Consider the following 25148-nt stretch of genomic DNA (forward strand, 5'->3'; position numbering starts at 1 on the left):
AAACAGCTGCCGAGCTCATGCTCAGCAGCTGTTATAATTCATCTGCGATTTTATTTATTTTTCTTAATCGATGATTGACACCGCTCTTAGTCAGTGGCTGGTTCAGACTATCAGCCAGCTGTTGAATGGAGTAATCCGGATGCTGGATACGCAGCTGGGCTACTTCCTGCAGGTCCACTGGCAACTGTTCAATACCTATGCTATCAATAATTTTGATAATATTATTAATCGTCTTCATACTGGCCGTCACTGTGCGGGCAATATTGGCCGTCTCCGCATTGTTTGCTCGATTAAGATCATTGCGCGCTTCCCGCAGGAGCTTGATAGACTCAAACTCAGCCATGGCTTCCATAGCTCCAATGACAATGAGAAAATCCATAATATCCTCAGCTCGCTGCAGATAGGTCACTGCCCCCTTCTTACGCTCAATCGTCTTGGCATCCAGAAGAAAACGGCGCATCAAAGCAGCCAGATCCTCAGCATGATCCAGATAAACGGACAGAATTTCCAGTTGGTACTTGCCTGAGTCTGGCTCCCGCATACTACCACTAGCCAAAAATGCTCCCCTCAGATAGGAGCGACTGGCTTCGTCATCTGACAGAATAGCCTGGTCAATCCCTACCTCGATACCAAAAAAGGAGTCAGCCAAGTGTAGGTCAGATAGGATTTCTTCCACTTTCTGATCCAGAAATACTGTATAAACACGATTCTTGCGCAGATTGGTCTTCTGATGGTGGCGGATTTCTGACTTGACCTGATAGATGTCTATCAGCAGCTCGTAGATATGTCGGGCAATTTTGGCATTTTCTGTTGAAATGGATAAGGTAAGGCCAGACGAAGAAATTCCCAAACTACCAGCCATCTTGATGATAGCAGCCAACTCGTTTTTGTCTTTTACAGCTAAACTTAAAAGCTCTTCTTTGACTTTAACTGTAAAACTCATTTGCGCACCTGTATAATCTGCATCAACTCATCAACGACTAACTCGCCATCGTGAAAAGCTCCGCCATTTTCCAAACGAAGAAAATTCGAAGAAATAACGCGCGGAACTTGCTCCTGCAACCCTCGAAAATCGTGGTCAACCTGCACCAGATATTCATCAAATTTATTGCTGTTCATATACTCACGCGGGACCGACTCGATATTGACCAAGACAGTATCAATGAACTTTTTGCCCAGATGACGATGTAAAACTTCAACATGATCGCTATCTGAAAAGTGCTCGGTTTCGCCGCGTTGAGTCATAATGTTGCAGACATAGGCTACTTCTGCCTTTGTGTCTAGAAGGGCTTGACCAATTTCCTCAATAACGAGATTAGGTAAAATGGAAGTAAAGAGGGAACCTGGTCCCAGAACCACCATATCGCTTTCCAAAATGCTCTCGACCACCTTTTTACTAGCCGCAGGCTTCTTATCATCATAAGTATTGGTCACATAAACTCGCTCAATCATCCCGCTCTTACTAGCCAGATTACTCTCACCGACAACTTCCGTTCCATCGGTAAAAACAGCATGTAGAGTCAGGGGATTGTCACTAGAAGGATAGATTTTACCTGTCGTATGGAAAAACTTGGTCAGAAGCTGCATGGCGTTATAGGTTGAGCCCTGCATTTCGGAAATGCCGGCAATAATCAGATTCCCCAGAGGATGACCTGCCAGAACTCCGTCTCCTTCAGCAAAGCGATACTGGAAGACCTTCTCATAGAACTTTGGCATGTCAGACATGGCTACAAGAACATTACGCAGGTCGCCCGGAGGAGTCAGCTGCTGAATGTTTTTCCGTAGCTCGCCAGAACTGCCGCCGTCATCTGCTACTGTGACAATAGCTGTGATTTCCACTTCTTTTTTCCGCAGACTGTCTAAAATAACCGAAATTCCTGTTCCACCGCCGATGACTGTGATTCTTGGTTTTCTCATGAGCGGTTCACCGTTTCCTTCCGACGATTTTTATCGCGATGGCTGGCATTAACTGGCCAGCTTTTTGCCAAATCATCCGCTAAACGCTGAGCGAAAGCTACGCTACGGTGCTGTCCGCCCGTACAGCCGACTGCGATGGTCAGCACAGATTTTCCTTCCTTCCGATAACCCGGCAAAATCGGCTCAATCAAGCCCAGTAGATGCTGATAAAATTCTTCTGACTCAGCATGGTTCATGACATAGTCGAAGACATCCTTGTCTAAGCCTGTCTGATTGCGCAGTTCGGGCTTATAGTAGGGATTGGGCAGGAAACGTACATCAAAGACCAAATCTGCATCCAAAGGCAGACCGTATTTGAAACCAAAACTCATGACCTCAATGCGGAAACTGTGCATCTCGTTCTGATTTGAAAACTGCTCAGAGATAGTCTTTCTGAGCTCCCGCGGCGTCAGGTCTGTCGTATCCACGACATTTTGACTGAGATTCTTCAGAGGGGCTAAAAGCTCGCGCTCCAGCTTAATCCCATCTAAAATCCGACTGTCTGCTGCCAGCGGATGGCTACGGCGGGTTTCCTTATAACGGGCCACCAACTCCTTGTCAGCCGCATCCAAAAATAAAATTTTAAAATCAATTTCCGTACTTCTTTCCAGCTCATCCAAAATATCCTGAATCTCCAAAAAGAAGGACCGGCTCCGCATATCAACAACCAGAGCCAACTTGTCATTATCTGTGGTTCCTTCGACCAACTGCAAAAACTTTGGCACTAGAGTCGGCGGCATATTATCAATCGTAAAATAGCCCAAATCCTCAAAAGACTGGATAGCAACGGTCTTTCCAGCACCGCTCATTCCTGTCACAATCACTAATTGAATCTTGTGTTCAGTCATTCTTTCTCCTTTCTCTAACCTATCATGTCTAAAAAGGGACAGAAAACTTTTCCCAGCCCCAATCATTTATTCCACAATTTCAGCAATGACTTCGATTTCGATTTTAACATCACGAGGCAAGCGAGCAACCTCTACTGCCGAACGAGCTGGAAACTCGCTCTTAAAGGCTGTCTTGTAGACTTCATTAAATGGCACAAAATCATTGATGTCACTCAAGAAACAGGTCGCCTTGACCACATGGTCAAAATCTGTTCCAGCTGCTTCTAAAATGGCTCCTACATTTTTCAGAACCTGCTGGGTCTGCTCCTCAATCGTTGTTCCTACAATTTCTCCTGTCTCTGGTGACAAAGGAATCTGACCGCTGGCAAATAAAAGGTTACCGACGATTTTTCCTTGGACATAAGGCCCGATTGCCGCTGGTGCTTTATCTGTTTGTACTATTTTTGCCATCATAATCTCCTCATTTCTTTCATCTTATTATATCATAAAGTCAAAAGACTGACTATTCTTGTCCTCCTTCCCATTGACTTTTAGGCAATTTTTCATTATGATAGTAAATGCATAATTCAAAACACTTGTTTTGGACTGGTTCGCAAACTTCCCAGTATAAAAAACTAAGTACCCTTATATTCTAAAGTAATGTAATTGCACATAGTTTTTTCTGGTGTCCTGCCGCTTTGGCAGAACTAACTGAGAGGTTGAGACGGAGGTTTCAGCCTTATTTTATTTCTCAAATGGGGGACCTATGAAAAGAAAAGTTATTATTGACTGCGATCCTGGCATAGACGACAGCCTAGCTTTGCTCTATGCCCTGCAACACCCTGACTTAGAGGTCGTAGCTTTGACCATAGTCGCTGGAAATGTCCCAGTGGAACTGGGCTTAGAAAATGCTTTCAAAATATTGGAGAAACTGAATCGACTAGATATTCCAGTTTATGCAGGAGCCGACAAGCCCTTGGTTCGTAAATTCGTCTCCGCTCAGGATACCCACGGCATGGATGGGTTGGGGGAAAGCGGGATAGCGAGAAGTAGCTCTATCAAAGCCCAACCACAAACAGCCTATGACTTTCTGGCAGACTATTTTCAGACCAATAATGATACTTCTATCATCGCGCTGGGGCCTTTGACCAATATTGCCTTGGCTCTTAGGAAAAATCCTAAACTTGGTCAGCAACTAGACCGGTTTGTCAGCATGGGAGGCAGCTACAAATCGCACGGCAACTGTTCACCTGTGGCCGAATACAACTACTGGTGCGATCCGCATGCAGCGCAAGAAACCTATGAAAAACTTGGAAAAAAGATTGAAATGGTCGGTCTAGATGTCACTCGAAAAATTATTTTGACTCCCAATCTCTTGGAGTATATGCGTTTTATCAACCCTGAAGTCGCTGACTTCATCGGGAAAATCACTCGTTTTTACTGGGATTTTCATTGGGAGTATGAACATATCATCGGCTGTGTCATCAACGACCCATTGGCCGTTGCCCATTTCCTGCATGAAGACCTTTGCCAAGGATTTGACTCCTTCGTCGATCTTGCAACGGAAGGTATTGCCATAGGACAAACGCTAGTTGATGCCTATCATTTTTATAGTAGGGAAGCCAATGCTAAGGTGCTGACCCAAGTAGACATCCAACTCTTCTTTCAGGATTTTCTCTCCGTGATACTCAACACGTCAAAGGGAATCATCTACCAAGATCTAGAAACTTTAAACTTAGGATAAGATTATGAAAAAAACATCACCCTTTATCATCACATTTACAGCTATCTGCATCGCTCTAAACTATGTCGGTGCCAACATCGCCCTTTTTCTAAAACTTCCTATTTATTTGGATACGTTTGGAACGATATTAGCCAGCCTTGTTTTAGGACCTATTTTCGGAGTAGGAACTGCGGTTGCCAGTGCTCTGATTAGTGCTTTTACAACGGACATTTCTGCTATATATTTCTCTCCAGTAGCCATTCTTTTGGCTCTGCTCGTCTCAATCTTTTTCACTTCTGATTCAAAACCCAGACTAAACCTCTTCTGGAAATCTTTTATGGTTTCCCTGCCAGCCACTGCCTTGGCCTCTCTGATTACCGTCATTGTCTTCAAAGGGATTACTCCAAGCGGTTCCAGCCTCATCGTTCAGGGCTTGCATGGCTTAGGCTTAGATTTGGTCACCAGTACTATCATCGTCCAAGCACTGACTGACTATGCAGACCGACTTCTCGTTATCGGAGTCAGTCTGGTCTTCATTCCACAACTCAAAAAGGTTAGTCCTAGAATCTTTGCAAAATATACTAATATTTAAAAATGCATTTGAATTACCAAAAACAACAGTACTAATTTTGTACTGTTGTTTTTGGTAATCTCTTCTAAATTTCCCTTTTTAAAATTCCTCTGATGAGTTACCTACTTCCGCTACGGTTTAGTCCGTCTTCTCTCAAGATTGAAATTAAAGAGTTTAGAAAAAGTTTGCAGTGCTCAAATGAGATGCTTATTACAATTGAAATTTATCGGCACTTGCTTCCTGTGTGCAAAGAATTTCTTTCTTTATTTATATAGAGGACTAGCAAATCCGCGGATATTCCCGTGACCAATACGATAGGTTTTGCGTTGCACCTGATTATTGGTACTGTTTCCTTCGATAGTATGAATAATGCCATTCTCCACTTTCTCTACAATACCAATATGATCCGCCCAGCCGTCATTTTGCTGGCTGTTTTGATCCCAGTTAAAAGTGATGATATCGCCTGCTTTAGGTGTTGAATTCCCATCTTCATTCCAAATACCCAAGCGTTTGAAAATTTGAATATGACGTTCTACTCCGCACTCGCGACCGATAAGTTCACTCAAACCCTGTCTTTGGAAAACCACAGTGACAAAAATATCACACCAGTCATCCGTTTCCTTGACAGCATATCCCACTGGCAATGGACGAATGCGATTATAATCCGCCACTAACAGACGGTGCTGCTCGCTGCCCCCCTGAACACCAACAAGTGCTGCTGCTGACTGTACGACTCGATCTCTCTGCCCCTTTATCTGAGGATCTAATTCATGATTTCCTACATTGAAACCATCGGTAGTTCCGTCAGTGTAGTCAATATAAGCATGAGTGATGTAATCTCCTTTAAGAAAATAATGGTTAGCCGAATTAACGACAACTTCTGTACTATCACCAGTCGGAGCTGTCTTATACCAATGAAGATTACCTTGATTTTTTTCAGACCAAGCAGCAACCCGTATATTTTTAATCTCTTTAGCACCAGGAGGACGATTTACAACAACTCGGTAAACTCCCTCTGTCTGTCTTACATCTTTTATTTCAACTTTTACACTTGGAATAGAATCCGTGCGAGTAACGGTCAATTTTGTTCCGCCGACACCGACCATCTGACCATCATCTTGGACATAGTACAGGTGCACACTGTAGTCACCGACAGAATTCTTGTGCTCGCTGGCACGAACGGTAAACTTATAGGTACCGTCAGACTGTTTCTGAGCCTTGTGCCAAATCAGATCATCCTGACCGTGTTCATGCGACCAAGTCGGAAGCAAGACCTCACGAATCCCCTGCGGGCTGGAAACCTGAGAAACAATCACATCAAAGGTACCCGTCTTAGGATTGTTATTGGCAATCGTCAGCTTACCCTCTGGCTTTCCGATCGAAACCTTGGTGGTGGTTCCGCCGACACCGACCAGCTGACCATCATCTTGGACATAGTACAGGTGCACACTGTAGGCACCGTCAGAATTCTTGTGCTCGCTGGCACGAACGGTGAACTTATAGGTACCGTCAGACTGTTTCTGAGCCTTGTGCCAAATCAGATCATCCTGACCGTGCTCATGCGACCAAGTCGGAAGCAAGACCTCACGAATCCCCTGCGGGCTGGAAACCTGAGAAACAATCACATCAAAGGTACCCGTCTTAGGATTGTTATTGGCAATCGTCAGCTTACCCTCTGGTTTTCCGATCGAAACCTTGGTGGTGGTTCCGCCGACACCGACCAGCTGACCATCATCTTGGACATAGTACAGGTGCACACTGTAGGCACCGTCAGAATTCTTGTGCTCGCTGGCACGAACGGTGAACTTATAGGTACCGTCAGACTGTTTCTGAGCCTTGTGCCAAATCAGATCATCCTGACCGTGCTCATGCGACCAAGTCGGAAGCAAGACCTCACGAATCCCCTGCGGGCTGGAAACCTGAGAAACAATCACATCAAAGGTACCCGTCTTAGGATTGTTATTGGCAATCGTCAGCTTACCCTCTGGTTTTCCGATCGAAACCTTGGTGGTGGTTCCGCCGACACCGACCAGCTGACCATTATCTTGGACATAGTACAGATGAACACTGTAGTCACCGACAGAATTCTTGTGCTCGCTGGCACGAACGGTAAACTTATAGGTGCCGTCAGACTGTTTCTGAGCCTTGTGCCAAATCAGATCATCCGAACCATGCTCATGCGACCAAGTCGGAAGCAAAACTTCACGAATCCCCTGCGGGCTGGAAACCTGAGAAACAATCACATCGAAGGTGCCCGTCTTCGGATTGTTATTGGCAATTGTCAGCTTACCCTCTGGTTTTCCGATCGAAACCTTGGTGGTGGTTCCGCCGACACCGACCAGCTGACCATTATCTTGGACATAGTACAGATGAACACTGTAGTCACCGACAGAATTCTTGTGCTCGCTGGCACGAACGGTAAACTTATAGGTGCCGTCAGACTGTTTCTGAGCCTTGTGCCAAATCAGATCATCCGAACCATGCTCATGCGACCAAGTCGGAAGCAAAACTTCACGAATCCCCTGCGGGCTGGAAACCTGAGAAACAATCACATCGAAGGTGCCCGTCTTCGGATTGTTATTGGCAATTGTCAGCTTACCCTCTGGTTTTCCGATCGAAACCTTGGTGGTGGTTCCGCCGACACCGACCAGCTGACCATTATCTTGGACATAGTACAGATGAACACTGTAGTCACCGACAGAATTCTTGTGCTCGCTGGCACGAACGGGAAACTTATAGGTACCGTCAGACTGTTTCTGAGCCTTATGCCAAATCAGATCATCCTGACCGTGCTCATGCGACCAAGTCGGAAGCAAGACCTCACGAATCCCCTGCGGGCTGGAAACCTGGGAAACAATCACATCAAAGGTACCCGTCTTCGGATTGTTATTGGCAATCGTCAGCTTACCCTCTGGCTTTCCGATCGAAACCTTGGTGGTGGTTCCGCCGACACCGACCATCTGACCGTCCCCTTGTATGTAATACAAATGAATGTTGTATTCACCAGTCGAACCTTTATGATTCGCCGCATTGACAGTCAATTTATAGGTTCCATTGGCTTGTTTTGCTGCAGTATACCAAACAATATCATCTTGACCATTCTCAGTAGACCAAGTTGGAAGCTTAATTTCCTGAATTCCATGTGGTGCTGAAACTTTGGAAACGATGACATCAAAAGTACCGGTTTTGGGGTTATTATTTTGAATACTAATCGTACCCGTCAGTGGTTGCTTAGCTAAAGCAGACTTGGCTGTAAATCTACCAGAATAGTCAATACTCTGGTCGAAAACATGCTTGCCTGCTAATAACTCCGCCTGAGAGGTGAATTGCCAAGCCCCTGATCTGCTATTGTATTTCAGGCTTCTAGCATCTTTTGCACTTAGTTTTGGTGCTGGATATTGGGCAATCCAAAAATTATCAAGGCCAAACAAAGCTGTATTTACTGGTCCTTTTTGGCGCAGGTTGTTTTGGTCGACCCAACTAGCACTAGTATAGTACATTAAGTTCTTATATCCGTGTTTGCGCATTTCATCAGCCCAAGCTTGAGTATGCTGGTTGATTCCGTTTTGCATTTTCGGATCTTCCATGTCATTGACCATGACCGTATTTTTGGGCAAGCCCAGCCTATTGGCGAATGCAGCATAATAACGGGCTTCCGCTCTCGCTTCTGAATCGCTAGTGTAATGCGAGAAGGCATAGGTCGAGACTTGCAGACCGGCTTCTTGCGCATTTTTCACTTGTGATTCAGCAAAAGGATTTGTATAAGTCGTTCCTTCTGTCAGTTTGACAACAACACCGCCGACACCTTTTGCTGCCAATTGACGATAGTCTTCCACACTGATATAGCCGTTGTGACTACTCACATCCACAAAGGAAGAACCTTTAATGTCCGCTTGAGGATTGCTGCGAGCTGTTTGTCCTGACGGAGGAGCGCTATAAAACACTGCTTTTCTCTTCTCAGAAGTTACTTCTGTACTACTCACAGCCGGCGAAGATTGATCTGACCCTATCTGATTTCCTGTGGATTCAGCATGAGTGTCACTCCCCGTCTCACTTTCACTGCCAGAAAATTCACCCTTTATCAAATCAGAAGCCCTATTTTGGCTTTGATCAATCACAGAGCCATTTGCTGTCGGATTTGTATTTTCCTGCCCTTTTGTATTCTCATCAGCAATCGTTTTCAATGCTGCTGGAGCTTCTTGAGTTTGGCTAGCATTCTTTACCTGAAGTTCCGTTTTAGGAACCTCTAAATCTCCTGCCGGACTTGTATTCTCTTCAGCACGAGCAATATTAGCCGTTGCAGCCAATAAGACAGCTGTACTCGCTAAATAAACTATTTCTTTTGATTTCAACTTTTCTCTCCGAATTTTAAAAAGCTTGCCACCTTAAGGCAACAAGCAATTTTATTTAAAACTTAAAATCTTTTTTATTTCACAAAATCAAGAAGAGCAAGGAAGCTTTCAGCTTCAAGTGATGCTCCACCAACAAGAGCTCCATCCACATCTGGACAAGCCATGTATGATGCTACGTTTTCAGGTTTAACTGAACCACCGTATTGAACACGAACCTTGTCAGCAACTTCTTGACCAAAGTCAGCAGCTACAACATCACGAACAACTTTACACATTTTTTGCGCATCGTCTTGTGAAGCTGATTTACCAGTACCGATAGCCCAGATTGGCTCATAAGCGATAACGGATACAGCAACTTGTTCAGCTGTCAATCCAGCAAGAGCAGCGGATACTTGAGCACCTACAAATTCAGCAGCTTTACCAGCTTCGTAAGTTTCAAGTGATTCACCACAGCAGATAATAGGAAGCATACCGTTTGCAAAAATTGCTTTTGCTTTTTTGTTGATATCTTCATCAGTTTCATGGAAGTAGTCACGACGTTCTGAGTGACCGATAACAACGTAGTCAGTACCGATTTCTTTCAAAACTTGTGGGCTAGTTTCACCAGTGAAAGCACCTGCATTTTCGAAGTAGCAGTTTTGAGCAGCAACTTTAAGGTTTGAACCTTTTGCAGCAGCAAGAACAGTTGTCAAGTCAAGTGCAGGGGCAGCAATCCCAGCTTCTACAAGATCAGAAGACGGAAGTTTAGCAGCTACTGCTTCCACAAAAGCTTTTGCTTCTTCTGGATTTTTGTTCATTTTCCAGTTACCGGCAATAAATGGTTTACGTGACATTTCACATACCTCTTCTTTTTTTATTTTCACGTTATATTGTACCATAAATTTACCAATTAATAAAGGTTAGCCAAAAATTTTCATAAAAATAAAATACCCTCATCTAGCTTTTGACATTAAATAGGAAAACAAGTAATTTAGAGATTCATCAGCGAATTTTCAATCTTAAATTCGATTTGTAAAATGTGATGTTCTCCTTTCATCTTCACAAAAAAGCCCCGCTCAGCGGGGCTTTTAGTGTCTGACTTTATAATTATTATTCTGGGAACTTAATCAAATTAAGCTTCGATTTCTGTAACCATACCTGAACCAACAGTACGTCCACCTTCACGGATAGAGAAAGTAGTACCTTGTTCAACGGCGATTGGGTGGATCAACTCAACGTCGATAGTCACGTTATCACCAGGCATAACCATTTCAGTACCAGCAGGAAGCTCGATAGAACCAGTTACGTCAGTTGTACGGAAGTAGAATTGTGGACGATAGTTGTTGAAGAATGGAGTATGACGTCCACCTTCTTCTTTAGTAAGGATGTAAACTTCACCTTTGAATTTAGTGTGTGGGTGGATTGAACCTGGTTTCGCAAGAACTTGTCCACGTTCGATTTCATCACGTTGGATACCACGAAGAAGCACACCAACGTTGTCCCCTGCAAGACCTTCGTCAAGCTGTTTACGGAACATTTCAACACCAGTAACAACTGCTTTGCGGATTTCTTCCTTAATACCAACGATTTCAACTTCATCGTTGACTTTAACAGTACCACGGTCGATACGTCCTGAAGCAACAGTACCACGTCCAGTGATTGAGAATACGTCTTCGACTGGAAGAAGGAGTGGCTTGTCAGTATCACGTTCTGGTTCTGGGATGTACTCATCTACAGTGTCCATCAATTCCATGATGATGTCTTCGTACTTAGTATCACCTTCAAGAGCCTTAAGAGCTGAACCTTGGATAACTGGAAGATCGTCACCTGGGAAGTCATATTCTGACAAGAGGTCACGGATTTCCATTTCAACCAATTCAAGCAACTCTTCGTCGTCAACCAAGTCAACTTTATTCATGAAGACGATCAAGTGCTTAACACCAACCTGACGTGAAAGCAAGATGTGCTCACGAGTTTGTGGCATTGGTCCGTCAGTTGAAGCTACTACAAGGATAGCTCCGTCCATTTGAGCAGCACCAGTGATCATGTTTTTAACGTAGTCCGCGTGTCCTGGAGCGTCGATGTGAGCGTAGTGGCGCTTAGCAGTTTCATACTCAACGTGCGCAGTGTTGATGGTGATTCCGCGTTCGCGTTCTTCTGGAGCAGCATCGATAGACGCATAGTCTTTTGGTTGGTTAACTGCTGAAGGCAAGCGACGTGCCAAAACAGTTGTGATTGCTGCAGTCAGGGTAGTTTTACCGTGGTCAACGTGTCCGATAGTACCAATGTTAACGTGTGGTTTACTACGATCGTATTTTTCTTTTGCCATTTGAGTAAAAGCCTCCAATAAAATATATTTTATAGATAGACAGTAGGCAATACAGTCTAACTTTCCTTACTATTTTATCAAATTTCACTGAAAATGCAAGCCTTTTAGTCTTTTTTTGTGAATTATTCCTTATCTAACTGATAGTAAGGCTGATTGGAAACGGAAGCACCAATACTCGAAGCAGCAATCCATTCTTTCCCTTCTAATTGGCTGAAATTCTCAGCTTTCCCAGTCAGAATAATACCAGAAAAGGTCAATTGATCCCGATTTTCTGCTTCACGAATATCTAGCTGACCAAATTTCTTGAGATAGGACTCAACCTCATTGTACATGTTGTACCCACTAACACTTGGGAAAAGATTTTTATCTGCCTTTTTCAGATAATCCAAGAAAGTCTGCTGCTCTTTCTTAGCCTCTTTTGTCTTCTTCCTAACATCTGAATCATAAGTAAAGAGAAGACTAGCGTTAGCTCCATAGGTCAGCTTGGGATCAGAATACAGTTCAATACCATTTTCACTATCTTCTGACTGACTGCCAATCCAGTACCAGTTGATTTTGAGATTGTTCGGTATCATCTGCTGGATTTCCTTATAGGTATAAGGCTTATCAAAAGTCAAAGCTACTTCCACCAATTGATTCGGCATTTCTTTGACAGAAGCCAACTCTTTAGGCATAGAATTACTATCCTTTGTCCCTTTGGCATTGATATTATAGAAGACCGGATATTTTTGACGCAGGGTTCGCGTATAGGTTCCTGAGAGAGACAAATAAGTCCCTTCCGCAGTCGGATCTCTAAAAGCACCTATGAGTGAATAGTTTCCCTCATAGGAAGGATAAGCCACCTTCACTCCATCTAAATCCTTGAAACGATCGGAACGTAAGGTCCCTGAAAAAAAGGAAGTTTGAGTGTGGTAAAGACTATCATAGTCAACATTAGGATAGGCGATTTCGGACATAACTTCGTACTGTTTTTGTAAGTCTCGTCCGTTACTAGAGGCTAATTCTACCAGCCCCTTTCCTAGAAGACCTAAGAGAACTAAAGATACAAAGGAACTAATGACGACTGTCTTCCAGAGTCTTTTTCTTCTGCTTTTCTTTGCAACATTTTCAAATGTTTCCATTTCGATATCCTTTCTTTTCCAGCTCCTTTCGGAGTTTAGCACGACTGCGCATCAGCTGAATCTTGACCTTGCTCACTGAGTAAGACATAATTTGGGCAATCTCCTTGACCGTGAAATCTTGAAAATAATAGAGTTCTAAAAGCGTGGCTTCCTTGAGTGGCAGATCTTCTATCATACTTCTTAGCAGCTCATAATCTTCATTTTCAAAAGGATTGACCAGATCCTTTCCAAAAAATTCTTTTCGCAAAATCTCCAAATAACGTTTATCTCTCCTATATCTGTCGATATAGCGCCGAATGGAAACTCGATACATCCAAGCTCGCATCTTTTCCGCCGGAATAATAACTTCTGTTTCCAACATCTTGACAAAAACGTCCTGCACTACATCTTCTGCTTCCACTTTAGAAGCCCCTGACTTCTGCAAATAGGAGACAATCTCGCGAGCAAAGCCTATCAAGATTGTTTCGTATTCATCTAGTTTGATAAGCTCACCCCCCTCCTTCACTAGTATAACGAATGGAAAAGTCTTTTGGTTACAAAAACAGAAAAATCGGACAAAAAGCCGATTTTTCGTTATTTATAATGGTAAATGGTAAAGTGTTCATTTTATTCTCATGTATCAGCCAGAATTCCGAAGTCCTGTGGCAATTCCGTTGATAGTGATGTGGATCAAGCGTTCTTGCTCTGGTGAAAGTTCACCGCGTCGCTGACGCTTAATCAACTCCAACTGAATATAGTTCAACACATTAAAGTAAGGCATACGGTAATCCAAACTGTCCTTGAGGTAAGCATTTTCCGCCAAGAGCTCATCGTGCCCTTCGATAGCCAAGATGACCTTCTTAGTCAGCTGCCACTCGTCCAAGATAATATTGAAAATATCCTGCACATCCTTGTCTTCGCAGAGTTGTGCATACTCAAAGGCAATGTTCATATTAGACTTAGACAGCACCATATCTACATTTGACAAGAGAGACTGGAAGAATGGCCATCTCTTATACATAAATTGCAGGAAGGCCAGATTCTTTTCAGGATCTTCATCAATAAATTCCTTGAAGCTAGACCCAACACCATACCAGCCTGGGAACATAACCCGGCTTTGAGACCAAGAGAAGACCCAAGGAATCGCTCTGAGACCACCTATCTCGGTAATCGTTTTACGGGCTGCTGGACGAGAACCGATATTAAAGCTGGAGATAGCCTTAATCGGACTGGACTCAAAGAAATAATCGTAAAAGCGCTCATCGCCAAAGACTAAATCACGATAAATCTGATAGCTGCGCTCAACCACTTGATCCATAATCCGCTCATACTCATTGGAAGTATGAGTATCACTTTTCTTACGGGTTACCATGCGGTTGATAGCTGCTGAGACTAGCATTTCTAAGTTATAGTAGGCTGCGTCTTTATTTCCATATTTGCTGCCAATGACTTCTCCCTGCTCGGTCAGACGGATTCGGTCATTGATACTGCGTAGTGGCTGAGAAGTAATGGCTTCATAAGTTGGACCACCACCGCGTCCTACTGTACCTCCCCGACCATGGAAAAAGGTGATTTTTACGCCAAATTTATCACCGATGGCTGTCAGCTGCTGCTGAGCCTTGTAGAGGGTCCAGCAAGAAGAAAGATAACCACCATCCTTATTACTGTCTGAGTAGCCCAGCATGATTTCCTGATAGTTATCCTTGGAAGCAATCCACTTCTGAGCAATCGGCAGGGACAGGTATTTCTCCATAGTATCGCAAGAATTATCCAAGTCTTCAATGGTCTCAAAGAGAGGAACAATCTGAACACGTGTCCCATTCTCATCAATCAATCCTACTTCTTTGAGCATAATGGCTAATTCAAGCAGGTCCGATACACTAGTTGAGTGAGAAATGATATTTTGCTTAATAACTTCTTCTCCCAGCACATCTTTAAGCTCACGAGCAGTTTTGAAAATAGCCAGTTCTTTTTGTAAAAGCTCTGATTTTTGGACATGAGTAGCCGACAAAATCCTCGGGTCTTCCAAAAGTTGTTTAAGCAGAACCTGACATTTTTCATCCTCTGAGAGAGAGCTGTAGTCCTTTACAATATTTGCTGATGCTAGGAGCTCAGCCACACAGGCTTCATGAACACTGGAATCCTGCCGCATATCAATACTTGCTAAGAAGAAACCAAAGACATCGACTGCCTGCAATAATTCAGTCAACTCACCTGTAACTAAAGCTTGTCCATTGTGCTCTAGCAAAGAATCACGGATAACTAGCAAGTCTTCTTTAAATTCCTGAGCAGTCTTGTAAGATAACACCTGCTCCTTGCTCAAGCCATCTATGGTATCTGTAATACGGGACTGGATATAATTCGGAATGATTTCTTTACCGTTGTTGGTAACAGACACACTAGCATTAGCATTCAAAACCTCACCAACCTTATCTGCCAGCTGATGTCCTTCACTAGAAAAATTCCCTTCTTTTAAATAAAGCAAGGTCTGAATCAGCTTGGACTGAATATAGTGAAAAGCTCGGCGGTAAGGTTCATTTTCACGATAAACTGATTTATCACTGGACAAAGCAGCCATTTTCATTACTGCTTCACTGGTTTCCGAAAACTTAGATGAAAGCGAAAAATTTCGATAAAGAGTATAGACCTTATCGATATAGTAGTTCAAAATAACTTCACTTTGAACAGTTGCTGACAGTTTTAGCGTTTCTGCTGTTACAAATGGATTACCATCACGGTCACCACCAATCCACATTCCCATAGTAATTGGTTTTGAATTTTCTAAATGAATCCCTTTTTCTTCTGCTAAGCGCTTGTATTCCAGCATAAAGTTGGTAATAGCCTGAAGAAAAGAACTATTATAGTATTCCATGACATTGGTAATTTCATTAGTTACCTTCAGTTTTTTCTCGCGAATCATGTCGGTCTGCATCATGAGCTCAATATAGCGGCGTAAATTCGCCAACCATTTCTTCTCATTTACCAAACCAGCCTTTACATCACGGTGCTGACGCAACAATGTGTGAATATGATTGGTCAAATCCAACATGGTCTTGCGCTGAACTTGAGTAGGGTGAGCTGTCAGTACTGGCACAACATTCAGGTTTTCCAGAATTTCCTGAGCATTTTCCCGAGTTGAAATCAAGTCTATTGTTGTAGAAAGCTTTCCTAAATAATCGCGATTGACATTGTTTTGATGGTTGATTTCATAGGCCAAATCAACATCTTCAGAAATATTGATTAATAGCGGCAAGATTGAGAAATAGCGAGAAATATAGACCATCTCGTCTGTCGTCAATTTTTCTACGATTGCTTTCAATTCTTGATATCTCGAATCAATTGCCAAATCTTTCATAGTAGAAATCTTTTCAAAAGTCTCAGGACCTAAGATATTTTGCGTAATATCTGCAAGCAGATCTGTTAGAATTGAAACCTCTTCACGAATGACTTCTTTATTGCTATAGCTTTCCAATTTGTTAAATGACATAATCTATACCTCTCATTTTTTCAAGGATTTTTCTACTTTAGAAATATGCTTCAGAAATGGCCAAATTCCTATTGGCCAGAAGTTTGCATTTGCTGATAGATATCTTCTCTGCGCTCATTGGCATCAATATTTAACACAAAGGCAATGGCTACCGATAGGACGAGCAGACTATTCCCCCCTTGAGACAAGAAAGGGAAGGTCACTCCGGTTGATGGAATCAAACCAGAAATTCCGCCAATGTTTATGAAGGTCTGTGTTAAAAACATGCCGCCAATTCCTAAGGCCATCATCGAATTAAAAGGGTCTTTAGCTCGGATACCCACTAGAATAATTCTTAGGATAAGGAAAAATAGCAATGCTAGAATCAGACTAGCTCCAAAAAAACCTAATTCCTCAATCACAATAGAAAACACAAAGTCGGTATGAGCTTCGGGAAGATACCCCCGTTTTTCAATCGAATTGCCTAAACCTAAACCAAACCAGCCACCGTTACTCATAGCATAATATGAATTAGCTAACTGGTGGCCTGAACCAGACAAGTCATTAAAAGGGTTAAAGAAAGCGCTGAACCGCTTCGCAACATAGCCAAAGAGCGGCATCCTTGCAACCCGTTCAACCCCAATAAGCCAAATGCTAGCCAAGACCAGCCCTGAACTTCCAAGAATGACTCCCAGCATAGTGGAAAACCATCGATAGCCAATGCCGCTGACCGCCACCATAATGATGACTGTTAAAAACAAAATGGTCGCATTCCCTAAGTCAGGCATCATTGCAACAATCCCAATCAGCAGGGCTACGATTATCCGCCAATCATTAAAAGCTTTTGGAAGCCATTGATTTAAAGTCAGGGCTTGGTAGTCATAAATTTCGATTTCTTTCTGCTTTTTGGAAAAACGATAGGCCAGAAACCAAATCAGAATAATCTTCAAATATTCCGCCGGCTGAACACTGAATTGGCCAATAATCAGCCATCCGTGAGCTCCGTTGACCGTTTCACTTACAAAGCGCGAAAGAAGCAAAAGGATTATTTCCACAAAAATAATCAGCGTAATGAAACTACCATTTTTTAAGAAGGACATTTTCATCCTATACAAAATAGTAATGGCGACCAAGCTAGCAATCCAAAATAGTCCTTGATTTATAGCCATACTAAATCCGCTTGCGCCGGCTTGAATCAAGGATGGACTTGTCGTTGAATAAACAATAATCAATCCTATAACAGACAGAATCATGTAAGGAATTAAAATTGAATAATTCAACAGGTGTCTCTTATCAATTTTCATATTTCACCATAAAATTTCTAAAAATTCAATCTTCATTATATCACCTTTCCAATTGAAAAAAAAGTATTACGGAAAGTTCAGAGCCAACTTTTTCAAATTAGCACAGCAATGGAACAACTAAAACTCTTTATATTTCAATTGTATGACATTTTATTCATTATTTTGCAAATTTAGAGATATTTTTTGCTTTTTATTGCACTTTGGGTTAGAATAAAAATGTATGAGAAAGAGAATTAAATCGCTTGCATTCTTCCTGTTTTTTATTTGTTTCATTGTATTTCTTTTAATAAATAAACAAATCTCTGATTCGGCAGCTAAGCAAGCAAAAGCAACAAATTCACAATCTGCACAAACAACAGCCAATTCATCAGATGAAGAGCAAACTTCGATTTTAGCTGAAGAATTCATCAATAAACCTGTCATTGATATATCTGGCTGGCAGTTACCAAGTGAGATTGACTATGATATTTTATCAAAAAATATATCCGGCGTCATTGTTCGAGTTCATAGCGGCAATCAGGCTAAAAAAGAGAATGCTGCAACCCACTTAAACGGACTGGATAAAGCTTATAAGACTCATATCACTGAGTTTCAAAAGCGAAATATCCCCGTCGCAGTGTATGCATATATAGCCGCCGACAGCGAAAAAGAAATGGCAAAAGAAGCAGAACATTTTTATAAGGCTGCTTCAAAGTACGAACCGACCTATTACTGGCTCGATGTCGAAGAAAAGACCATGCCTGACATGAATGCGGGAGTTGAAGTTTTTCGCTCAAAACTCGAAGAACTAGGTGCTAAAAATATTGGGATTTATGTTGGAACTTTCTTTATGGAAGAACATAGCATCTCAACGGATAAATTTTCTGCGGTTTGGATTCCTACCTACGGGGCTGATGATGGTTATTATAATGCCGCCCCTAATACGGAGCAAGAATACGATCTGCACCAGTATACTTCCCAAGGAAAATTAAATGGCTTTCCTCACTATTTGGATTTGAATCAATTATCTCCTTTAAAAGATAAAATGCAGACCTATAAAAAACTGTTTGACAATTCCCAATGATTTCAAATCTTTGTCCGCTCAGATGAGTAACGACTGAAGAAAAAGACTTTTATTTCTCATTCTTCAATCAAAAAAATAACTAACCTTGCAAGCTTTTAAGAAGGCAATTATCCTTTCTTAAAAGTTTGCTTTTTTATTATGCACTTATATTGTATATCCAAGTTCTAAAAAAGTAAAAACAAGCTAAAATCCTGTATCTAGTTAGGAATATAAAAAAAGATTAAAGAAAACTCACCTCAATGGATAATTTCTTCAATCTAAAACTATAGGGAACAGATTTCAATTGGTCGTTTTGATGATTTGGCAATCTGCAGCAAATCAAATGTTTACAGCTTCGCAGCTTCCCCTAGACACTCTCTTTTAATTTCTTGCTGCCAAGTCATCATTTTCAACAAAATAGTGCTTCAGTATTCCGCTATCCCCAAAGAGAACACCATGAAGAACACCTCCATAAACAGCACCGCCATCCATACCAATTTTTCCGTCACCCGTCATCCAGAGACGCTTCGTTCCCGGTGCTTGAGAAAAGAGATAAAAAGTCGGTGTATGACCAAAAACAATTGTCTTTCCAGTATGATTATGGCTCTGATGAAAAGGCGCGCGAATCCAAACTTTTTGATAATCACTGGTCTCTCGCCAGTCTTTCAGTTCCAAATCAAGACCAGCATGGACAAAAATGTAATGCTCCGTCTCCAATAGGAAAGGCATCTGACGAATAAAATCTACTAAATCTGCCGCCTCCGTCTTGACACGTTCCGCGTCCGCTACTCCATCTACAGGAGCATTGAGAGGTCGGCCTAAAAGCGAATTAATCGTCGTATCTCCACCATTACGTCGGTAGTGGTCATAAGACTTTTCAGGATTGTCCAGCCAAGTCAGAAACATATACTCATGATTGCCAGAAAGACAGACAGCTCCTTCTTGGTCCACTAGAGCCTTGACCCGCTCCAAAACTGCTCGGCTGTCCTCGCCACGATCTATCAAGTCCCCTAGAAAGACTAGTTGGCTGCGACCGTCCCAGTGCTGGAGCAACTCATCTAGCATACCAGCCTTGCCATGGACATCACCTATTGCAAAATATTCTGTCATACGCGCCACCTCCTAAAGGAGACCGAAACACTAGTGTCTCAGTCTCGCTTGTTTATTTTTTCAATAATTCTCTGGCTTGAGTCAAAGCAGCCTCCGTCACATCTTCGCCAGCCAGCATCTTAGCGACTTCCTGAACACGCTCGTCAGCCGTTAGCAGGCGAACCGTTGAGACGGTCGAATTCTCATCCGAAATCTTCTCAATAAAGAACTGATAATCGGCAATCGCAATGACTTGCGGCAGATGGGAAATAGCCAAGACTTGGCCGTTGGAGCCAATCTTGTGAATCTTCTGAGCAATAGCCTGGGCCACTCGTCCAGAAACACCCGTATCGACTTCGTCAAAGACAATACTGGTCTTGCCTTCCTTACGAGAAAAGGCAGACTTGATCGCCAACATGAGACGGGAGAGTTCCCCGCCAGACGCAACCTTCACCAAAGGTTTGAAATCCTCGCCCGGATTGGCTGAGATGTAAAACTCTACTTGTTCATTGCCTTCACGGTTGAACTTGCCCTTATTGAACTGCACTTTAAAGCGCGCCTTTTCCATGTAGAGGTCTTGCAGCTCTTGCTTGATTTCCGCTTCCAGCTGGGCTGCTAGGCCGTGACGAGCCTGACTCAGCTCCTGGGCCAGCTCTACCAGCTCTCTCTCCAATACCTTCAGCTCTCGGTCCATATCTTCTGAGGACAAGTTACTTCCAGTTAAAAGGCTGTATTCTTTAGAAATCTGAGCAAAGTATTCCAGCACATCATCTACTTGGCCACCGTATTTACGGGTGATGCTGTTAATCAAATCCAGACGACTCTCCACCTGCAGCAGCCGATCTCCGTCAAAGTCCAGTCCATCTAAAATGTCCTCTAGGCGCTTGCTGACATCCTCTAAGACATAATAAGTCTCTGACAAGCTGCCTGAAAGCTCCTTGTAGGCTGGATCGTAATCCTCGATAGACTCAAGGTCATTCATCGCTGAGCGGACATTGGTCAGACTGGAAAAATCTTCATTATCCAGCATGGTATAGGCGTTCGTCAGCGTATCCGCAATGAGCTTGTGGTTGAGCAAACGATCTCGCTCCTGATGCAGGGCAGTGTCTTCACCACTTTTGAGGGCTGCGCTTTCAATCTCCGCCATCTGAAACTCCAGCATCTCAATTCTCGCCTTATGCTCCTGCTGATTTTTCTGCAAAGTCAGGACTTGCTTGCGCAGGCTTCGATAGCGGTTAAAGGTTTCCTGATAGCGCCCTTTAAGATTTACAAAATCTGCCGAGCCAAACTCGTCTAACATAGCAATATGAAGCTGAGGTCGCATCAACTCTTCCTGATCGTGCTGACCATGAATATCCACCAAGTGTTGACCGACAGCCTTTAGAACAGACAGATTCACCATCTGACCATTGATACGGCTGACACTGCGGCCGTTTTGCAGAATTTCCCGACGGATAATCAGCTCATCGGTCAGCTCCCAGCCCTGCTCCTCAAAAATCTCTCGCAAAGCTCTGCTATTTTCCAGCGAAAAAAGCCCCTCTATCTCAGCCTTGGGCGCTCCATGACGAATAACATCCGTCGTCGCACGGCTGCCCAGCATCATGTTCATCGCGTCAATAATAATAGACTTGCCGGCTCCGGTTTCCCCGGTCAAAACCGTCATCCCCTGCTCAAAATTAAGAGAAATCTCTTCAATGATGGCAAAATTTTTAATCGAAGTTTCTAGTAACATAGGCTTTCCTACCAATTATCAATTTCAGCCGTTACTTTTTTGGCTGCACTTTCACTTACTGCAACGACTAAAATACTGTCATTATCCGCAATGATGCTGAAAATTTCCTCAGTAAATTCTTTACTAAGATGGCGTTTGACTACAGCAGTACTCCCTGGCACCAAGGTTAGATTAATCATATTTCCCAGATTTTGACAGGCTAAAATATTATTTTCTGCCAACTTCAGACTATTGGTCGCTGTTTTGGGAAGCTCATAGATATAGGTATTATCTTTAAAAGGGATTTTTACAATCCCTAGCTCCTTGATGTCTCGTGAAACCGTTGCCTGTGTCGCTGTAATACCAGACTCCCTGAGATGTTCCACAATTTCCTCTTGGGTGCCAATCTCAAATTCGCTGACAAATCGTCTGATTTTCTCTAATCTATTTTTCTTCTTCATCTTTAAATTCCTTGTGGGCTGCCTCTACGACAGCGACTAAGTCTTGCTCCAAGTCATTTTTCGGCTGCTCGCTTTTCTCCAGAAAGGCTAAAAATTCAACATTGCCATGCCCACCCTGAATCGGAGAAAAGTCCAAACCTTTGACTGAAAAACCTGCTTCCAGCATAAAGACTGTCACGGTCTCCAGCACCGCCAAATGAACTTTCTTGTCCTTGATAATCCCCTTCTTACCAATCTGCTCGCGGCCAGCCTCGAACTGAGGCTTAATCAAGGCCACGACCTGACCTCCCTCTTCTAAAATCTGATAGAGGGCCGGCAGAATCAAGCTGAGCGAGATAAAGCTGACGTCAATGCTGGCAAAGCTGGGCTGAAAGTCGAAATCAGCTGGTTCCGCATAGCGAAAATTGAACTGCTCCATGCTGACGACCCGTTCATCTTGGCGTAGTTTCCAGGCTAACTGGTTGGTGCCGACATCAACAGCGTAGACCAATCGTGCTCCCGCCTGCAACATGACATCAGTAAATCCGCCGGTCGAAGCTCCAATATCCAAGGCCACTCGGTCTGCCACCGAAAGGCCAAACACTTGCAAAGCCTTTTCTAATTTCAGGCCGCCACGACTGACATACTTGAGTTTTTCTCCCTTGAGCTTGAGCTCTGTTGCATCATCGATTTTTTCACCTGGTTTATCAAAGCGTTCTCCATTCACAAGCGCCACGACTAGGCCGGCCATCACTCCGCGCTTGGCCTGTTCTCGGGTCTCAAAGAGGCCTTGCCGATAGGCCAGTACATCCACTCTTTCCTTAGCCATCCAGTCTCAAACTTTCTATTATTTTTTGAATTTCCCCAGCTGAAAAATCACTTTCTTTTTCTAATTGCTCCAGCAGGCTTTTTGCTTGTTCCAGCGTTTCATCGAAAAAGGCTCTGGCTCCATCTAAGCCCAGCAAGGCTGGATAGGTCGATTTCTCAACCGCCAAATCCTTCTGCGGTGTCTTACCAATCTGCTCAAAACTGGCTGTCACATCTAAAATATCATCCCGCACCTGAAAAGCCAAACCCAAGAGTTCTCCCGCTTGACGGAGCTTCCCTAGGACAGACTGACTGGCCTGAGCAATAATGCCCGCCGCTACAAAAGGATAAGCCAAGAGCTTGCCTGTCTTATTGTCATGGATGGTCTGGAGCTGGTCTATGGTCAACTTGTGACCTTCTCCCTGCATATCCAAGACTTGTCCGGCCACCATACCAAAGGATCCAGCCGCTAGAGACAGCTCAGTTATCAGATCCACCTTGACCTGACTAGGTAGCTCTGCCATTGCCACCAAACCATAAGGATCCAAAAAGAGAGAATCCCCCGCCAAAATGGCCATATCCTCCCCGAATTTCTTGTGGCTGGTTAGACGGCCACGGCGGTAGTCATCATTATCCATAGCTGGCAAATCATCATGAATCAAACTACCAGTATGAATCATCTCTAAGGCTGCCGCCACCTGAAAGTGAGCGGGAGTCAATTCCAGACCAAAGCCCTCTAACAATTCCAAAAGCAAGAGAGGACGAATCCGCTTGCCACCGGCCTCGACAGAATAGAGAATGGTCTCTGTCAAATCCGATGACACTTCCTTGCTCTGATAAAAATCTTGAATCGTCAGGCCAATTTGCCTGATTTTAAACTCTCTTGTCATTCCATATCCGTTTCTGTGCCATCAGCCTGCATGACCTTGACCAAGGTCTTTTCTGCCTGATCTAGCGTCTTTTGCAGCTCTTTAGACAGCTGCATGCCCTTCTGGAATTCAGCGATTGCCTCTTCCAAGGCCACATCTCCATTTTCCAACTTCTGTACAATGGTTTCCAAATCAGCTAAATTTTCTTCAAATTTTTTGTCTTTTGACATCTTTCACCTCAACTTTGACCTGGCCATCTCGCATGAGCAGAGTCAGCTGGTCCTTCTCCTTGATATCCTGACTGGACTCGATTACTGTTTCATTTTTTTGGATAATAGCGTAGCCCCGCGCTACAATGCGACTGGTATCCAGCATGAGCAATGCATCTGACAGCCGCTTGGCTTCAGCCACCTTGTGGTCATAAATCACCGCCATATTACTACGCAACAAGCGTTCCTGCTGGTAAACTTGCTCCTGATAGCGCTGCACCTGCCGCAGAGGTGACAGAGACTCTAAGCGGTGCCAGAGAATCTTGACATGCTGGACTTCTTCACTATAATATTCGCGAATTTTTTGCTTTAAACGCAGAATAAGTTGGTCTAACTTTTGCAGATAGCCATCATAAAGCCGCTCCGGCTGCCGAAAAACAACAGACGAAGCCAGCTTGTGCAACCGTTCCCGCTGGTAGGCCAGACGATTAGAAGCTGCATTGGACAGGCGATTCTGCTGCTGGCTTAAATGCCCCAAAAGATCCAGCTTGGTGACTGGTGTCGCCAATTCAGCTGCTGCTGTGGGTGTTGCCGCACGTCGGTCTGCCACAAAGTCAGCCAGAGTTGTATCTGTCTCATGCCCCACGCTGGAAATAATGGGAAGCTGAGATTCAAATATAGCCCGTACGACGATTTCCTCATTAAAAGCCCAAAGATCCTCGATGGACCCGCCGCCCCGACCAATAATCAAAACATCCAAGTCCTCTCGTTCATTGGCTCGACGAATATTGGCTACCACCTCAGCAGCAGCTCCCTCTCCCTGGACCTTGGTCGGATAAAGCAAGATGTCCACACCAGGAAAACGGCGGCTGACCGTAGTGATGATGTCTCGGATGACAGCTCCGCTAGGACTGGTCACCACCCCAATTTTCTTAGGAAACTGGGGTAAAGCTTGTTTAAATTTATCTTGAAAGAGTCCTTCTTCTCCCAGCTTTTTTTTGAGTTGCTCGAACTGAACAGCCAGGGCACCAATGCCATCTGGTTCAACCTTTTCAATAACAATCGAATAAGAACCGCTGGGCTCATAGAGCTGAACACGGCCAATGACATTGACCTTCATCCCTTCTTCCAACTCAAAGCCCAGCTTTTTATACACACCAGACCAGATAGTCGCCTGAATGACTGCCTTCTCATCCTTAAGCGAAAAATACTGGTGGGTGGGGCGCTTACGAAAATTGGAGACCTGACCAGTCAGATAGACCCGTTCTAGATAAGGGTCCCGGTCAAACTTCATCTTCAGATAACGGGTCAAAGTCGAAACCGATAAATAATCTGGCATGCCTCCTCCTTTCTATTTCCTCATGTTTTCGTAAC

Annotated in this window: 21 protein-coding genes and 1 riboswitch; of the genes, 3 read left to right on the forward strand and 18 right to left on the reverse strand. The window is 43.6% G+C overall.

Features of this window, described 5'->3' with window-relative positions; all coding sequences use genetic code 11:
* Positions 1-31: 31 nt before the first annotated feature.
* The 4 genes from whiA to FZ952_RS01345 all read right to left on the reverse strand — a co-directional run bounded on the left by whiA (position 32) and on the right by FZ952_RS01345 (position 3254).
* Positions 32-943 (reverse strand): DNA-binding protein WhiA, encoded by a 912-nt coding sequence (gene whiA, locus FZ952_RS01330; protein WP_148880324.1) that lies wholly within the window; start codon positions 941-943, stop codon positions 32-34.
* Positions 940-1917 (reverse strand): YvcK family protein, encoded by a 978-nt coding sequence (locus FZ952_RS01335; protein WP_148880325.1) that lies wholly within the window; start codon positions 1915-1917, stop codon positions 940-942. Before FZ952_RS01335 ends, whiA begins: the two co-directional genes overlap by 4 nt.
* The gene (rapZ, locus tag FZ952_RS01340; RefSeq protein ID WP_148880326.1) at positions 1914-2804 is read right to left on the reverse strand and encodes an RNase adapter RapZ; all 891 of its coding nucleotides are present in this window, start codon (positions 2802-2804) and stop codon (positions 1914-1916) included. Before rapZ ends, FZ952_RS01335 begins: the two co-directional genes overlap by 4 nt.
* Positions 2805-2870: 66 nt before the next feature.
* The gene (locus tag FZ952_RS01345; protein ID WP_148880327.1) at positions 2871-3254 is read right to left on the reverse strand and encodes a RidA family protein; all 384 of its coding nucleotides are present in this window, start codon (positions 3252-3254) and stop codon (positions 2871-2873) included.
* Positions 3255-3383: 129 nt separating this feature from the next.
* A riboswitch (PreQ1 riboswitch) is annotated at positions 3384-3428 on the forward strand.
* 121 nt (positions 3429-3549) lie between these two features.
* Between FZ952_RS01345 and FZ952_RS01350 the strand changes: the two genes are divergently transcribed.
* Together FZ952_RS01350 and FZ952_RS01355 are read left to right on the forward strand one after the other, a co-directional pair.
* Positions 3550-4527 (forward strand): nucleoside hydrolase, encoded by a 978-nt coding sequence (locus FZ952_RS01350; protein ID WP_148880328.1) that lies wholly within the window; start codon positions 3550-3552, stop codon positions 4525-4527.
* A gap of 4 nt (positions 4528-4531) precedes the next feature.
* A complete protein-coding gene (locus tag FZ952_RS01355) occupies positions 4532-5098 on the forward strand; it encodes a LytS/YhcK type 5TM receptor domain-containing protein (RefSeq protein ID WP_148880329.1) in 567 nt (188 codons plus the stop codon).
* A 242-nt stretch (positions 5099-5340) separates the two neighbouring features.
* Here the strand turns inward: FZ952_RS01355 and FZ952_RS01360 are convergent, their stop codons facing one another.
* The 7 genes from FZ952_RS01360 to ftsW form a co-directional block, all read right to left on the reverse strand.
* Positions 5341-9429, reverse strand: a complete 4089-nt coding sequence (locus FZ952_RS01360) for a GBS Bsp-like repeat-containing protein (protein WP_187423841.1) — start codon at positions 9427-9429, stop codon at positions 5341-5343.
* Between the two features lie 74 nt (positions 9430-9503).
* Positions 9504-10262, reverse strand: coding sequence for a triose-phosphate isomerase (gene tpiA, locus FZ952_RS01365; protein WP_148880330.1), 759 nt, complete (start codon positions 10260-10262; stop codon positions 9504-9506).
* 278 nt (positions 10263-10540) lie between these two features.
* Positions 10541-11737: an elongation factor Tu gene (tuf, locus tag FZ952_RS01370; protein ID WP_062198819.1), complete on the reverse strand. Its 1197-nt coding sequence runs from the start codon at positions 11735-11737 to the stop codon at positions 10541-10543.
* Between the two features lie 122 nt (positions 11738-11859).
* The gene (locus FZ952_RS01375; RefSeq protein WP_148880331.1) at positions 11860-12858 is read right to left on the reverse strand and encodes an anti sigma factor C-terminal domain-containing protein; all 999 of its coding nucleotides are present in this window, start codon (positions 12856-12858) and stop codon (positions 11860-11862) included.
* Positions 12845-13315, reverse strand: a complete 471-nt coding sequence (locus FZ952_RS01380; RefSeq protein ID WP_062199191.1) for an RNA polymerase sigma factor — start codon at positions 13313-13315, stop codon at positions 12845-12847. Before FZ952_RS01380 ends, FZ952_RS01375 begins: the two co-directional genes overlap by 14 nt.
* Before the next feature lie 162 nt (positions 13316-13477).
* On the reverse strand, positions 13478-16324 hold the full coding sequence (gene ppc / locus FZ952_RS01385) for a phosphoenolpyruvate carboxylase (RefSeq protein WP_148880332.1): 2847 nt from the start codon (positions 16322-16324) through the stop codon (positions 13478-13480).
* A 68-nt stretch (positions 16325-16392) separates the two neighbouring features.
* Positions 16393-17607, reverse strand: a complete 1215-nt coding sequence (gene ftsW, locus FZ952_RS01390; protein ID WP_148880333.1) for a cell division peptidoglycan polymerase FtsW — start codon at positions 17605-17607, stop codon at positions 16393-16395.
* A 220-nt stretch (positions 17608-17827) separates the two neighbouring features.
* Here ftsW and FZ952_RS01395 point away from each other — a divergent pair, with 220 nt between their 5' ends.
* On the forward strand, positions 17828-18670 hold the full coding sequence (locus FZ952_RS01395) for a glycoside hydrolase family 25 protein (RefSeq protein ID WP_148880334.1): 843 nt from the start codon (positions 17828-17830) through the stop codon (positions 18668-18670).
* Positions 18671-19030: 360 nt separating this feature from the next.
* On the opposite strand, the gene FZ952_RS01400 is transcribed toward FZ952_RS01395, so the two are convergent.
* From FZ952_RS01400 to xseA, 7 genes are read right to left on the reverse strand one after another with little or no spacing between them, the layout of a single operon-like run.
* The gene (locus tag FZ952_RS01400; protein ID WP_148880335.1) at positions 19031-19759 is read right to left on the reverse strand and encodes a metallophosphoesterase family protein; all 729 of its coding nucleotides are present in this window, start codon (positions 19757-19759) and stop codon (positions 19031-19033) included.
* A gap of 52 nt (positions 19760-19811) precedes the next feature.
* The gene (gene recN / locus FZ952_RS01405) at positions 19812-21470 is read right to left on the reverse strand and encodes a DNA repair protein RecN (protein ID WP_148880336.1); all 1659 of its coding nucleotides are present in this window, start codon (positions 21468-21470) and stop codon (positions 19812-19814) included.
* Positions 21471-21478: 8 nt separating this feature from the next.
* Complete coding sequence (locus FZ952_RS01410) at positions 21479-21910, reverse strand: arginine repressor (RefSeq protein ID WP_148880337.1); 432 nt, start codon at positions 21908-21910, stop codon at positions 21479-21481.
* On the reverse strand, positions 21894-22718 hold the full coding sequence (locus FZ952_RS01415) for a TlyA family RNA methyltransferase (protein ID WP_148880338.1): 825 nt from the start codon (positions 22716-22718) through the stop codon (positions 21894-21896). The genes FZ952_RS01410 and FZ952_RS01415 overlap by 17 nt, the downstream gene beginning before the upstream one ends.
* Positions 22711-23586 carry a polyprenyl synthetase family protein gene (locus FZ952_RS01420; protein ID WP_148880339.1) on the reverse strand — a complete coding sequence of 292 codons (876 nt, stop codon included), beginning with the start codon at positions 23584-23586 and terminating at the stop codon, positions 22711-22713. The genes FZ952_RS01415 and FZ952_RS01420 overlap by 8 nt, the downstream gene beginning before the upstream one ends.
* Positions 23583-23795 carry an exodeoxyribonuclease VII small subunit gene (locus FZ952_RS01425; protein WP_148880340.1) on the reverse strand — a complete coding sequence of 71 codons (213 nt, stop codon included), beginning with the start codon at positions 23793-23795 and terminating at the stop codon, positions 23583-23585. Before FZ952_RS01425 ends, FZ952_RS01420 begins: the two co-directional genes overlap by 4 nt.
* Positions 23773-25113, reverse strand: a complete 1341-nt coding sequence (xseA, locus tag FZ952_RS01430; RefSeq protein WP_148880341.1) for an exodeoxyribonuclease VII large subunit — start codon at positions 25111-25113, stop codon at positions 23773-23775. Before xseA ends, FZ952_RS01425 begins: the two co-directional genes overlap by 23 nt.
* Positions 25114-25148: the final 35 nt, after the last annotated feature.

It is taken from the genome of Streptococcus sp. Marseille-P7376 (assembly GCF_902460385.1).
GTDB lineage: Bacteria > Bacillota > Bacilli > Lactobacillales > Streptococcaceae > Streptococcus > Streptococcus sinensis.

Bases quoted from the DNA above. Each gene is read 5' to 3' on its own strand.
- FZ952_RS01420 (WP_148880339.1), bottom strand. From the start codon at position 23,586: ATGACAAGAGAGTTTAAAATCAGGCAAATTGGCCTGACGATTCAAGAT.
- tuf (WP_062198819.1), bottom strand. From the start codon at position 11,737: ATGGCAAAAGAAAAATACGATCGTAGTAAACCACACGTTAACATTGGT.
- FZ952_RS01350 (WP_148880328.1), top strand. From the start codon at position 3,550: ATGAAAAGAAAAGTTATTATTGACTGCGATCCTGGCATAGACGACAGC.
- FZ952_RS01415 (WP_148880338.1), bottom strand. From the start codon at position 22,718: ATGGCTAAGGAAAGAGTGGATGTACTGGCCTATCGGCAAGGCCTCTTT.
- ppc (WP_148880332.1), bottom strand. From the start codon at position 16,324: ATGTCATTTAACAAATTGGAAAGCTATAGCAATAAAGAAGTCATTCGT.
- tpiA (WP_148880330.1), bottom strand. From the start codon at position 10,262: ATGTCACGTAAACCATTTATTGCCGGTAACTGGAAAATGAACAAAAAT.
- FZ952_RS01410 (WP_148880337.1), bottom strand. From the start codon at position 21,910: ATGAAGAAGAAAAATAGATTAGAGAAAATCAGACGATTTGTCAGCGAA.
- FZ952_RS01400 (WP_148880335.1), bottom strand. From the start codon at position 19,759: ATGACAGAATATTTTGCAATAGGTGATGTCCATGGCAAGGCTGGTATG.
- recN (WP_148880336.1), bottom strand. From the start codon at position 21,470: ATGTTACTAGAAACTTCGATTAAAAATTTTGCCATCATTGAAGAGATT.
- FZ952_RS01345 (WP_148880327.1), bottom strand. From the start codon at position 3,254: ATGGCAAAAATAGTACAAACAGATAAAGCACCAGCGGCAATCGGGCCT.
- FZ952_RS01395 (WP_148880334.1), top strand. From the start codon at position 17,828: ATGAGAAAGAGAATTAAATCGCTTGCATTCTTCCTGTTTTTTATTTGT.
- ftsW (WP_148880333.1), bottom strand. From the start codon at position 17,607: ATGAAAATTGATAAGAGACACCTGTTGAATTATTCAATTTTAATTCCT.
- FZ952_RS01375 (WP_148880331.1), bottom strand. From the start codon at position 12,858: ATGGAAACATTTGAAAATGTTGCAAAGAAAAGCAGAAGAAAAAGACTC.
- FZ952_RS01425 (WP_148880340.1), bottom strand. From the start codon at position 23,795: ATGTCAAAAGACAAAAAATTTGAAGAAAATTTAGCTGATTTGGAAACC.
- rapZ (WP_148880326.1), bottom strand. From the start codon at position 2,804: ATGACTGAACACAAGATTCAATTAGTGATTGTGACAGGAATGAGCGGT.
- xseA (WP_148880341.1), bottom strand. From the start codon at position 25,113: ATGCCAGATTATTTATCGGTTTCGACTTTGACCCGTTATCTGAAGATG.
- whiA (WP_148880324.1), bottom strand. From the start codon at position 943: ATGAGTTTTACAGTTAAAGTCAAAGAAGAGCTTTTAAGTTTAGCTGTA.
- FZ952_RS01355 (WP_148880329.1), top strand. From the start codon at position 4,532: ATGAAAAAAACATCACCCTTTATCATCACATTTACAGCTATCTGCATC.
- FZ952_RS01335 (WP_148880325.1), bottom strand. From the start codon at position 1,917: ATGAGAAAACCAAGAATCACAGTCATCGGCGGTGGAACAGGAATTTCG.